This is a genomic window from Amycolatopsis orientalis, assembly GCF_000943515.2.
Classification (GTDB): Bacteria; Actinomycetota; Actinomycetes; order Mycobacteriales; family Pseudonocardiaceae; genus Amycolatopsis; species Amycolatopsis orientalis.
Window position 1 is genome coordinate 5504248 of record NZ_CP016174.1, and the last position, 11488, is coordinate 5515735.

General features: G+C 69.9%; 10 protein-coding genes. 5 read left to right on the forward strand and 5 right to left on the reverse strand.

Going from position 1 to position 11488, the window contains the following annotated elements; translation table 11 throughout:
• Nucleotides 1-307: 307 nt before the first annotated feature.
• Nucleotides 308-1258 (reverse strand): Lrp/AsnC family transcriptional regulator, encoded by a 951-nt coding sequence (locus SD37_RS24030; protein WP_083255067.1) that lies wholly within the window; start codon nucleotides 1256-1258, stop codon nucleotides 308-310.
• Between the two features lie 67 nt (nucleotides 1259-1325).
• Between SD37_RS24030 and SD37_RS24035 the strand changes: the two genes are divergently transcribed.
• Nucleotides 1326-2633 carry an MFS transporter gene (locus SD37_RS24035; RefSeq protein ID WP_044854790.1) on the forward strand — a complete coding sequence of 436 codons (1308 nt, stop codon included), beginning with the start codon at nucleotides 1326-1328 and terminating at the stop codon, nucleotides 2631-2633.
• Here the strand turns inward: SD37_RS24035 and SD37_RS24040 are convergent.
• Nucleotides 2630-3106, reverse strand: coding sequence for an RrF2 family transcriptional regulator (locus tag SD37_RS24040; protein WP_044855029.1), 477 nt, complete (start codon nucleotides 3104-3106; stop codon nucleotides 2630-2632). The two genes, SD37_RS24035 and SD37_RS24040, sit on opposite strands and share 4 nt — an antisense overlap.
• 115 nt (nucleotides 3107-3221) lie before the next feature.
• Between SD37_RS24040 and SD37_RS24045 the strand changes: the two genes are divergently transcribed.
• Nucleotides 3222-3953 carry an SDR family oxidoreductase gene (locus tag SD37_RS24045; RefSeq protein WP_044854789.1) on the forward strand — a complete coding sequence of 244 codons (732 nt, stop codon included), beginning with the start codon at nucleotides 3222-3224 and terminating at the stop codon, nucleotides 3951-3953.
• Nucleotides 3954-4036: 83 nt separating this feature from the next.
• Here SD37_RS24045 and glpD read toward each other — a convergent pair whose 3' ends face one another.
• Genes glpD through SD37_RS24060 form a run of 3 tightly spaced genes read right to left on the reverse strand, consistent with a single transcriptional unit; the run spans nucleotide 4037 to nucleotide 8119 of the window.
• On the reverse strand, nucleotides 4037-5749 hold the full coding sequence (gene glpD, locus SD37_RS24050) for a glycerol-3-phosphate dehydrogenase (protein ID WP_044854788.1): 1713 nt from the start codon (nucleotides 5747-5749) through the stop codon (nucleotides 4037-4039).
• A 5-nt stretch (nucleotides 5750-5754) separates the two neighbouring features.
• On the reverse strand, nucleotides 5755-7272 hold the full coding sequence (gene glpK, locus SD37_RS24055; RefSeq protein WP_037309812.1) for a glycerol kinase GlpK: 1518 nt from the start codon (nucleotides 7270-7272) through the stop codon (nucleotides 5755-5757).
• Between the two features lie 25 nt (nucleotides 7273-7297).
• The gene (locus SD37_RS24060) at nucleotides 7298-8119 is read right to left on the reverse strand and encodes an MIP/aquaporin family protein (protein ID WP_044854787.1); all 822 of its coding nucleotides are present in this window, start codon (nucleotides 8117-8119) and stop codon (nucleotides 7298-7300) included.
• Between the two features lie 151 nt (nucleotides 8120-8270).
• Between SD37_RS24060 and SD37_RS24065 the strand changes: the two genes are divergently transcribed.
• The 3 genes from SD37_RS24065 (at nucleotide 8271) to SD37_RS24075 (ending at nucleotide 11463) form a co-directional block, all read left to right on the forward strand.
• Nucleotides 8271-9038: an IclR family transcriptional regulator gene (locus SD37_RS24065; protein WP_037310208.1), complete on the forward strand. Its 768-nt coding sequence runs from the start codon at nucleotides 8271-8273 to the stop codon at nucleotides 9036-9038.
• 13 nt (nucleotides 9039-9051) lie between these two features.
• The gene (glpK, locus tag SD37_RS24070; RefSeq protein WP_044854786.1) at nucleotides 9052-11001 is read left to right on the forward strand and encodes a glycerol kinase GlpK; all 1950 of its coding nucleotides are present in this window, start codon (nucleotides 9052-9054) and stop codon (nucleotides 10999-11001) included.
• A 183-nt stretch (nucleotides 11002-11184) separates the two neighbouring features.
• On the forward strand, nucleotides 11185-11463 hold the full coding sequence (locus tag SD37_RS24075; protein WP_044854785.1) for a hypothetical protein: 279 nt from the start codon (nucleotides 11185-11187) through the stop codon (nucleotides 11461-11463).
• Nucleotides 11464-11488 lie beyond the last annotated feature (25 nt).

An 11488-nucleotide genomic window follows, 5' to 3' on the forward strand; every position in this document is an offset into this window, starting at 1 on the left:
ACGAGCGGACTTCGGCGCGCGCGAGAACGTCTTGCCATGGTCTGGTCCATTCTGCGGGAGGCGGGGACCGGCCGATCCTCACCGGCGGCGGACGTGCAGTCAAGAGTTTCGGACAGGTCCGCCGACCGTTAATTTTTGCCGTGAACTAAGGCTTGACACGCCACCCGGCCACCGGTAGATCACTCCCCCGCCGCCACGCGCCTGCCGCGCCGTCCAGCGGTGGAACCTCCTGGGTCGTTGCCGATGGCGTTGACGCTAGGGAGGTCCGCGGTTCCGGCGCTTCTCGATTCCTGATCGGTGCCGCGGCTCACGCCGTGAGCGGTCCGACCGCCTTCACGATCTCCAGCACCGGCGCGGTGTGCAGCGTGCGGATCGCGCGCTGCGCGCCGAGCCGGCGCGTGAGGTACCGGTGCAGGGCGCCGGTGTCCGGGCACAGCGCCTGCGCGATCAGGTTGGTGGGCCCCGTCGTGGCGGCGACCACCGCCAGTTCGTCGTGGGTGGCGAGCGTCGTCGCGACCTCGTCGAGGTCGGCGGGCGCGACGGCCATCCACAGGAACGCCTGGGTGGTCACGCCGTACAGGGCCGCGTTGATCTCGACGTCGAAGAAGAGCACGCCGCGCGCGCGAAGGTCGGCGAGGCGGCGGGCCACGGTCGCCGGGGCGAGGCCGGTCGCGGCCGCGAGGTCGGCGGTGCTCAGCCGGCCGTCGGGGCGGAGGGCGTCGATCAGGACGCGGTCCGACGCGGTCAGCGGAGCGTCGTCCGGGACGATTTCCGTGGGCCGCAACGCTTCCTGCTGGTCTTCGGTCAGCGCGGCGAGCCGCCCGCGCCACGCCGTCGGCCCGCCGAGGTAGGTGTGCAGCACGAGGTGCGCGGACACCGCCGTGACACTCGCGGTGCGCGGGATGTCGTGCAGCAGCATGGCACTCGGCGAATCCTTCGGCGTATGCGCGATCGTGACGATCTCCGTGCCGCCCGAGGTCAGCTTGACCCAGGACGTGTCCGGCCGCCTGGCCAGCGAGCGGGCGAGTGTCCGCGCGGTGGCGGGCTGCGCGGTGAGCCGCACGAGCCACTGGGTCAGCCCCGTCCGGCCGGGGTCGGGCAGGCCCACCACGCGCAACCCCGCGTCGGCGCGAAGCCGCTGATAGCGGCGGGCGACGGTCTGCGTGGAGACACCGAGCACCGTCCCGATCCGGCTGAACGAAGCCCGCGCGTCGAGGTGCAGCGCATGGACCAAACCACGGTCGATTTCGTCAAGCATGGAACATTTCATCCATTCGCCGGGCGATACAGGGAACAATCACCATCTTCGCTGCACCATCTCGGTCATGCAAGAAACCAAGATCCGCGCCGCCGCGCTCGGCACCCTGCTCGCGGCCGAGGCGATGAACGTGCTGGACGCGACGATCACCCAGGTCGCCGGTCCGGCCATCCACGCCGAACTCGGCGGCGCCGCGTCCGACATCCAGTGGTTCGGCGCCGCGTACACCCTCCCGTTCGCGATGCTCCTGATCACCGGCGGGAGGCTCGGCGACCTGCTGGGCCGCCGCCGCGTGTTCCTGGCCGGCGTCGCCGTGTTCGCCCTCGCGTCGCTGGGCTGCGCGCTAGCGCCGGACACCGGCGTGCTGATCGGCGCGCGAGCGGTACAGGGACTGGCGTCGGCGCTGGTGATCCCGCAGACGATCGGGTTGATCAAGGCCATGTACACCGGTCCGGCACTGTCCGCGGCACTCGGCTGGAACGGTCCCGTGGTGGGCTTGTCCGCCGTGAGCGGGCCGCTGCTCGGCGCCCTGCTGACGGATCTGGTGTCCTGGCGGGCGGCGTTCCTGGTCAACGTGCCGATCTCGCTCGCGATCCTCGCCGCGCGACGGCTGCTGCCGGAGGACCGGGCCGCGAATCCTGTCCGGCTGGACGTGCCGGGAACCCTGCTCGCTTCACTCGGCGTCGGGCTGCTGGTGTACCCGCTGATCGACCGGTGGGACTGGACCCTGTTCACCGGCGGCGCCGCCGTGCTGGTGGTGTTCGGTTTCCACCAGCGGAGGCGACGGAATCCTTTGGTGGAGCCGAGTTTGTTCGGTCACCGCGGATTCCCCTCGGCACTGGTGACCTCGACCCTGTTCTTCGCGGTGATGAACGGCGTGATGCTCGTCGTGGTCCTGCACCAGCAACTCGATGAGGGGCTCGGCGTACTGGCGTCCGGACTCACGCTGCTGCCGTGGTCGGGCGGGCTGGCCGTGTCGTCGTGGCTGGCGGGCCAGTGGCTCGTGCCCCGGTACGGGCCGCGGGTCGCGTTCGCCGGGCTGACGCTGCTGCTCGCGGGAATCCTGCTGGCGATGGCGGGCCCGCCGCCGCTCGCGCTGGGGATCGGCGGGCTCGGGCTGGGCCTGTTCACGGTGCCGTTCTTCACGACCGCGCTGTCCGTCGTCCGTCCACATGAGACGGGATCGGCGGCGGGGCTGCTGAACGCGGTGCAGCAACTGGGCACGACGCTCGGGATCGCCGTACTCGGCACCGTCTTCCTGCGCGGCCATTCCCTGATCCAGGCGCTCGTGCCGGCGGCCGCGCTGGTGCTGGCGACCATGGTGACCACCGCACTGATGCGACCGGCCAAGACGACGGCCAAGGCGACGGTCTAGCCTTCGGCCGCCTTGAACCAGGCGCCGATCCCGGCGAGCGCGCCCGGACCGTAGTCACCGCGGACGTCCTCGGCCAGATCCGCGATGGAGACCGCGCGCAGAGCCGCTCGCCACTGGACTTCCGCTCCTGCCATCGCGCGGCTGATGGCACAGGGCGCTGTGCACGCTTCGGGCGGCGTCGCCATCGGACCCCGTTGCCGGATCTCGGTGCAGACGAAGGCCGGACCGGGCCCGTCGATGGCCTCGACGACGTCGAGCACCGTGATCTCCGAAGGCGGCCGGGTGAGGACGTAGCCGCCCGCCTTCCCTTGCACCGACCGGATCAGGCCGGCGCGGGAAAGCGCCTGGAGCTGCTTCGCGAGGTAGCTCGGGGAGACGTCGTGCAGCTGCGCCAGACGCGCGGCGGGCGCGGGTTCGTCGACCGAGGTCAGCACGACACAGCAGTGCAGGGCCCACTCCACCCCGCCGGACATCTTCACCCGGATGACTCTAACCCGCCCCTTGACTCGGACACAATATGTCTGAGTATCATTCTCGGACATACGGTGTCCGGGTTAGCGGACACTCCTCGACGAAGGGCACTGGACCATGAAATTCGCGATCATCGGCGGGACCGGGCTGATCGGCTCACAGGTCGTGCGGAACCTGAACGACGCCGGGCACGAGGCGGTGCCGCATTCGCCGTCCACCGGGGTCGACCTCCTCACCGGCCAGGGCCTGGACGCCGCCCTCGACGGCGCGGACGTCGTCGTGAACCTCACGAATTCCCCGACCTTCGACGAGGCGTCCCCCGCGTTCTTCCGGACGTCGATGGACAACCTCGTGGCCGCGGCGAAGAAGGCGAGCACCGGGCACTTCGTGATCCTGTCGATCGTCGGCGTCGACCAGGTCCCCGAACTCGACTACTACCGGGCCAAAACGCTGCAGGAGGACATCCTCAAGAGCAGCGGGATCCCCTATTCGATCGTCCGCGCCACCCAGTTCATGGAGTTCGTCGACGCGGTCCTGTCCTGGACCGCCGACGAGAACACGGTCCGCCTGCCCAGCACGCCGATCCAGCCGATCGCCGCGGCCGACGTCGCCGCCGCCGTTTCCGAGGTCTCGGCCGGGAAGCCGCTGAACGGGACCCTCGACGTCGGCGGCCCGGACGTCTACCCGCTGGACGAACTGGGCCGGATCACGTTGTCCGCCAAGGGAGACACGCGTTCGGTGACGATCGACGAGACCGCGGGCATGTTCTCCGCCGTACGCGGCGACGTCCTCACCACCAAGGACGGCGCCCGCCTCGCCCCGACCCGCTACCTCGACTGGCTGAAGTAAGCATTCAGTCCTCTGGATGCGGTAGTTGCGTATGCAAGAACCGCATCCAGAGGACTAAACGCCGCCCATGACGGGCGCAGAGGTCAGCTCGGCAGCAGCGCGGGGGCGGCCAAGCGGCTGGCGTTGGCCGCTTCGTCGTCCGGCTGGATCTGGGCGGAGCGCTCCGCCTCGACCCGCGCGAGGTAGTTGGTGACCTCACGCTCCCGCTTGTGCGAGTCCCAGCCCAGCAGCGGCGCCATCAGCTCCGCCACCACCGGCGCCGCCGTCACGCCGCGGTCCCGCTCCTCGATCGAGATCCGCGTACGGCGCGTGAGGACGTCCTCCAGGTGCAGCGCGCCCTCGTGCGAGACCGCGTAGACGACCTCCGCCTTGAGGTACTCCGCCGTACCCGGGATCGGCTCGCCCAGTTCGGGACGCTCCGAGATCGACTCCAGGATGTCCTCCACCGCGGTGCCGTAGCGCTGGAGCAGGTGCTCGATCCGGCCGATCGGCAGCCCGGCGCGCTGGGCGAGCGAGTGCCGCGCGCCCCACAGCTCGTGGTAGCCCGCGGCGCCCACGATCGGCAGGCGTTCGGTCCACGACGACGGTGCCGGGCGGCCGAGGTCCTCCACGGCGACGTCGACCGCGTCCGCGGCCATCACCCGGTACGTCGTGTACTTGCCACCCGCCACGATCACCAGGCCGGGCACCGGATGCGCCACGGCGTGCTCCCGCGACAGCTTCGTCGTCGAGGTCGCCTTTGCGGCCAGGAGCGGCCGAAGCCCGGCGTACACGCCTTCGATGTCGTCGGCGGTGATCGGCGTGCGCAGGACCGCGTTGAGGTGATCGAGCACGTAGTCGACGTCCGCCTGGCTGGCCGCCGGGTGCTCGCGGTCGAGGTCCCATTCGGTGTCGGTGGTGCCGACGATCCAGTGCCGTCCCCACGGGATGACGAACAGGACGCTCTTCTCGGTGCGCAGGATCAGCCCGGTGTCCAGGTCGATCTTCTCGCGCGGCACCACCAGGTGGATGCCCTTCGACGCGCGCACGGTGAACGGCGCCGGGATGCCCGCCGCCTCGGCCATGTCGTCGCTCCACACGCCGGTGGCCGCGACGACCGTCTTCGCCCGGACCTCGATCTCCGCACCGCTCTCGCGGTCGACGACCTTGGCACCGACGACGCGCTCGCCGTCGCGGATGAGCGACGTGACGCGGGCACGGGTGAGGACGGAGGCGCCCTGTTCGGCGGCGGTCCGCGCGATCGTCATCGTGTGCCGGGCGTCGTCGACCTGGGCGTCGTAGTACTGGATGGCGCCGATCAAGGCGTCGTCCGCGAGGCCGGGCGCGACCTTGGCCGCGCCGCGTTTGGACAGATGCCGATGCCGAGGCAGGGCGCGTGCTCCGCCGAGGGTGTCGTAGAGCGTGACACCCGCGCCGATGTAGCCGCGTTCCCAGACGCGGTGCTTGAGCGGCACCAGGAACTTCACCGGGCGGACCAGATGCGGCGCCAGCGTCTGCAGCAGCAGACCGCGTTCCTTCAGCGCTTCCCGGACCAGCTTGAAGTCCAGGTTCTCCAGATAACGCAGCCCGCCGTGGATCAGCTTCGAAGACCGGCTGGACGTCCCCGCGGCGAAGTCGCGGGCCTCGACGAGTGCAACGGAGAGCCCTCGCGACGCCGCGTCGAGCGCGACGCCGGCACCGGTCACTCCCCCGCCCACGACCAGCACGTCGATCTCTTCGCGGGCGAGCTTGCGCAGCGCCTCGGCGCGGTAGACCGGGGAAAGCGGTACGGGTGTCACTCTGTTCCTCCTGTTCATCGGGCTCACTCGACCTCGACCCAGTCGAGCGTGCGGCCGACGGCCTTCTGCCAGCCCGCGTAGCCCTCGGCGCGCTGCTCGTCCGTCCACGACGGAGTCCAGCGCTTGTCCTCGTTCCAGTTCTGCTCCAGCTCGTCGGTGTTCTTCCAGAACCCGACGGCCAGGCCGGCCGCGTAGGCGGCCCCGAGCGCGGTGGTCTCGGCGACGACCGGCTTCGACACCGGCACGCCGAGGATGTCGGCCTGCAGCTGCATGCAGAGTTCGTTCGCGGTCACGCCACCGTCCACCCGCAGCACGTCGAGCGTGACGCCCGAGTCGTTCTGCATGGCCTCGACGACGTCGCGGGTCTGGTAGCAGATCGCTTCCAGCGTCGCCCGCGCCAGATGCGCGTTGGTGGTGGCGCGGGTGAGCCCGACGATCGCGCCGCGCGCGTCCGAACGCCAGTACGGCGCGAAAAGCCCGGAGAACGCGGGGACGAAGTAGACGCCACCGTTGTCCTCGACCTGACGCGCGAGGCTCTCGCTCTGCGAGGCGCCGCTGATGATGCCCAGCTGGTCGCGCAGCCACTGCACGGCGGAACCGGTGACGGCGATGGAGCCTTCCAGCGCGTAGACCGGCTTCTCGTCGCCGAACTGGTAGGCCAGCGTCGTCAACAGGCCGTGCTTCGACCGCACGACCTCGTGCCCGGTGTTGAGCAGCAGGAAATTGCCGGTGCCGTAGGTGTTCTTGGCCTCGCCGGGCCGGAAGCACACCTGGCCGACGGTGGCCGCCTGCTGGTCCCCGAGGACACCGGTGATGGCGACCTCGCCGCCGAGCGGGCCGTCCGCGCGGGTGACGCCGAACCGGCCGTTGTTCGAGGACGGCGCGATCGACGGCAGCATCTGCTTGGGGATGTCGAAGAACGACAGCAGTTCGTCGTCCCACGCCAGGGTTTCGAGGTCCATCAGCATCGTGCGCGACGCGTTGGTCGGGTCGGTCACGTGCACGCCGCCGTCGGGCCCGCCGGTGAGGTTCCAGATCAGCCAGGTGTCGGTGGTGCCGAAGAGCGCGTCGCCCTTTTCGGCGTCTTCGCGGACGCCGTCGACGTTCTCCAGAATCCACTGCAGCTTGCCGCCGGAGAAGTACGTCGCGGGCGGCAGCCCGGCCTTGCGCCGGATGACGTCGCCCTTGCCGGACCGGTCCAGCGCCGAGGCGATCCGGTCGGTGCGGGTGTCCTGCCACACGATGGCGTTGCAGTACGGGCGGCCGGTGCGGCGGTTCCACACGACGGTGGTCTCGCGCTGGTTGGTGATGCCGAGCGCGGCGAGGTCGGCCGTGGTCAGGTTCGCCTTGTTGAGCGCGGTGGCGATGACCGAACGGGTCCGCTCCCAGATCTCGGTCGGATCGTGTTCGACCCAGCCCGGCTTCGGCAGGATCTGCTCGTGTTCGAGCTGGTGGCGGGCGATCTCGTTGCCACCGTGGTCGAAGATCATGAACCGGGTGCTGGTGGTGCCCTGGTCGACGGCGCCGATGTAGTCAGGCATCTGGTGTCTCTCCTTTGCGGACGGCTCAGGCGGCGGGCTCGAGATCCTTGGCGGGCAAGGCTTCCGGAGCGGGATCGGCGGGCAGGTAGCGCTCGATGAAGTACTTGTAGATCGCGCCGCCGATGACCGCGCCGATGACCGGGGCCACGATCGGGATCCACCAGTACGGATAGCCGTATTGGTCGGTGAACGCGGTGTCGTAGCCGGTGAGCCAGGACATCAGCCGGGGGCCGAAGTCACGGGCGGGGTTGATCGCGTAACCGGCGTTGGTACCCCAGGCCATGCCGATCGCGACGACCAGGAACCCGACGACGACCGGGGCGAGGTTCGCGGCGGGCGCGGTGTTGCGGAGGTCGGTGATGGCGAAGATCACCAAGGCGAGGATCGCCGTTCCGATGATCTGGTCGCGGAAAGCGCCCCAGTCACCCACCGGAAGGGTTCCGTTACCCGGAAGGGTGGAGAAGACACCCTGGGTCTTGATCGTGAGGCCGGGGTCGGCGGCGTTGAGCACCTCGGTGTAGTTCCAGCGCACGATCAGCGCGGCGAGGAACGCGCCGGCGGTCTGCGCCAAGGCGTACGGGGCGACCTTGCGCCAGGAAAAACCCTTGAACACCGCCAAGGCCACCGTGATGGCGGGGTTCAGATGGGCGCCGCTGATCCGTGAAGCCACATAGACACCGAGCGTGACACCGATGCCCCACGCCCACGCGATGCTGTCGTGGTCCCCGATGCCCGCGGCGACGACTTGAGCCACCACCCCGCAGCCGAACAGGATGAGGATCATCGTCCCGACGAACTCCGCCGCCAGTTCGCCCGCGAGTCCGCGAGCCTTGAGGTTTCGCACCATTGCTTCCTCCACAAAGGACACCGTTGCCCTGCTGAGGCCGAAGTTAAGTTCGGGGAAACCCGGGGTCAACGGACACCGGTCGGCATTGTCGAACGCCCGGAGACGATGTTCGACATTGTCGAATCAGGGCCGGTCGGGCTACGGTTGGGCCGTGCCCGGTCCGATCCAGTCCATCGAGCGCGCCGCCGCGATCCTGCGGTTGCTGGCGCGTGGTTCCGGCCGACTCGGGGTCGGCGAGATCGCCGATTCCCTCGAACTCGCCAAGGGAACGGCGCACGGGATCCTGCGCACCCTGCAAGGGGTCGGCTTTGTCGAACAGGACCGCGACACCGGGAAATACCAACTGGGCGCGGCACTGCTGCATCTGGGCACGAGCTACCTCGACGTCAACGAACTCCGGTCGCGGGCGATCAACTGGGCCGACGCGCTGGCCGCGCGCAGCGGCGAAGCCGTCCGGATCGGCGCCCCGCTGGAAGGCCGGGTCCTGGTGGTGCACCACGTGTTCCGGCCCGACGACAGCCTGCAGACCCTCGACGTCGGCACCCTTCTGCCGTTGCACGCGACCGCGCTCGGCAAAGTCCTGCTGGCCTACGACACGGGTCTCGTGGCATCGTTGCGCACCGGCGAACCGGAGGCCTACACCCGCCGGACGCTGGTCACCCAGACCGCGATCAAACGCGCCTGCGGCAAAGTCCGGGAAGCGGGCTGGGCGAGCGAGAACGGCGAGATGATCTCCGGCGAGGCCGGGATCGCGGCCCCGATCCGCGGTCACGGCGGCATCGTGGTCGGCTCGATCGGGGTGTCCGGCGCGACGGAACGGATCTGCGAAGCCGACGGCAGCCCGATCCCGCGGCTGCTCGGGCACGTGCGCGACGCGGCACGGGCGGTCTCCCGCGATCTCGGCGCGTCCCGATGGTGATGGAGGTGCTCGCGTGGTCCAGCGCTATGTGATGTCGATCGACCAGGGCACCACTTCGACACGGTGCATCCTGTTCGACGCGCGCGGCAGGCTGGTGTCGGTCGCGCAGCGCGAGCACCAGCAGCACTTCCCGCGGCCGGGCTGGGTGGAACACGACGCGACGGAGATCTGGCGCAACGTCGGCCGGATCGTGCCGCAGGCGCTGGCCGACGCCGGCGCCGAAGCCGCGCAGGTGGTCGGCCTCGGCATCGCGAACCAGCGGGAGACCACCGTGCTGTGGGACCGGCACACCGGCAACCCGGTCGGGCGCGCGATCGTCTGGCAGGACACCCGCACCGACGCGATGCTCGAACAACTCGCCCGCGAGCCGGGCGCGGACCGCGTCCGGCAGCTGTGCGGGCTGCCGCTGGCGACGTACTTCTCCGCGCCCCGCATCCGGTGGATGCTCGAACGGACTCCTGGCCTGCGGGAACGCGCCGAACGCGGCGACGTCCTGTTCGGCACGGTCGAGAGCTGGCTGATCTGGAACCTCACCGGTGGACCTGATGGCGGCGTCCACGTCACCGACGTCACCAACGCCTCCCGCACCATGCTGATGAACCTGCGGACGCTGTCGTGGGACGACGAACTACTGGAGTTCTTCGACGTCCCGCGCGCGATGCTGCCGGAGATCCGCCCGTCGACCGAGGTGTACGGGACGACGTCGCGGGTGGTGCCGGGGATCCGGATCGCGGCGGCGCTCGGGGACCAGCAGGCGGCGCTGTTCGGCCAGACCTGCTTCGCGCCCGGCGAGGCGAAGTGCACCTACGGCACGGGAAGCTTCCTGCTGCTCAACACCGGTCCGACGCCGGTGCTCTCGACGCACGGCATGCTGACGACGGTCGGCTTCAAGATCGGCGACGAACCCGCCGTGTACGCGCTGGAAGGCTCGATCGCCGTCACCGGGTCGCTGGTGCAGTGGTTCCGCGACGGGCTGGAACTGATCGGCAGCGCGCCCGAGATCGAGACGCTGGCCCGTACGGTCGAGGACAACGGCGGCTGCTACATCGTGCCCGCCTTTTCGGGCCTGTTCGCGCCGCACTGGCACAGCGAGGCGCGCGGCGTGATCGCCGGGCTGACGTCGTACATCACCAAGGGACACCTGGCCAGGGCCGTGCTGGAGGCGACGGGCTGGCAGACACGCGAGGTCGTCGACGCGATGAACGCCGATTCCGGGCTCGCGCTGTCGACGCTCAAAGTGGACGGTGGGATGACCGCCGACAATCTGCTGATGCAGTTCGTCGCCGATGTCCTCGACGTGCCGGTGGTCCGCCCGATGGTCGCCGAGACGGTGTCGCTGGGCGCGGCGTACGCGGCCGGGTTGTCGGTCGGGTATTGGCCGGACCTGGAGGGGCTGCGCCGGAACTGGCACCGCGCCGGGCAGTGGCTGCCGTCGATGAACCCTGCCCGCCGCGACAGCGAATACGCGCACTGGCGCCAGGCCGTGGAACTGACGTTCGGCTGGATGCGGCCGGGACCCGCCGCCGCTCCCCCGGGCTCCGACCTGGTCGAGGTCGTCCTGGCCGATCACCGCCGGATCGAGCAGCTGTTCCGGGACCTCCGCAACGACGAGGCCGATCGCCCGGCACTGGTCGCGGAGCTGTCGGCGACCCTGGTCGCCCACGTCACCGCGACGGACCGGATCGTCCGTCCTGATGGGACGGAGAGTGGTCTCGCCGACGAACTGCTGGCGGTACTGGAGTCCACCGACTCCGAGAAAGCCTTGATGGCACTGGAGAACTCGGTCGACGCGCATATCAGGGCCGAGGAGCGCGGCCTGCTGAACGAACTCCGCCGCACGATGTCCACTTCGGACCGTACGGCGTTGGGGCGCGCCTTCGCCGCGGAGCGGAGGCGGCAACTCGATCTGGATTGCGGCTCGGCCGCGCACATCCGTGAGCAAGGCCCCCGGTTGCGGTTGTAGCCGTTGACGTCCTCCGGTGGCGTGCTAGCCTTTCGCCCATGCAGCGCTTCACCCGACTCGTAGTAGTCCAGCGCGCCGGCTGAAACCAGGTCGCCGGCGCGCAGTCCGGCGACCCGTCGACACGGGACATCTTCCCGGGACCTGGCCCTCTGGCCAGTCCGTTCCCGCTCCTGGAGACCCACGATGTCGCTCACCACTTTTTCGGTTCCCGCCCCTCGTTCGTCGCTGATGGTCCGCCGCCGGATCGCCACCTACTTCGTCGGCGGCGTCGAACAGATCCCCGGCCTGGTCGACGCGCTCGCGCGGCACGGCGGGCTGGTCCACGATCTCTCGGTCGACGTCCGCGACGGGGTGCGGGAAAGCACGATGACGTGCGCGCTCCTGGTCGAGGAAGCCGAGGTCGAGGCCCTGCTGGAACGGCTGCGGGAGCTGCCCGCGGTCGTCTCCTCCGAACTCGTCTGACGCTCCCAGCCTCGCTTGCCCGCTC

Coding starts and splice junctions, on each gene's coding strand:
- glpD (WP_044854788.1), bottom strand. CDS start 5,749: ATGAACAGGAGGAACAGAGTGACACCCGTACCGCTTTCCCCGGTCTAC.
- SD37_RS24030 (WP_083255067.1), bottom strand. CDS start 1,258: ATGCTTGACGAAATCGACCGTGGTTTGGTCCATGCGCTGCACCTCGAC.
- SD37_RS24060 (WP_044854787.1), bottom strand. CDS start 8,119: ATGGTGCGAAACCTCAAGGCTCGCGGACTCGCGGGCGAACTGGCGGCG.
- SD37_RS24035 (WP_044854790.1), top strand. CDS start 1,326: ATGCAAGAAACCAAGATCCGCGCCGCCGCGCTCGGCACCCTGCTCGCG.
- SD37_RS24075 (WP_044854785.1), top strand. CDS start 11,185: ATGTCGCTCACCACTTTTTCGGTTCCCGCCCCTCGTTCGTCGCTGATG.
- glpK (WP_037309812.1), bottom strand. CDS start 7,272: ATGCCTGACTACATCGGCGCCGTCGACCAGGGCACCACCAGCACCCGG.
- SD37_RS24040 (WP_044855029.1), bottom strand. CDS start 3,106: ATGTCCGGCGGGGTGGAGTGGGCCCTGCACTGCTGTGTCGTGCTGACC.
- SD37_RS24045 (WP_044854789.1), top strand. CDS start 3,222: ATGAAATTCGCGATCATCGGCGGGACCGGGCTGATCGGCTCACAGGTC.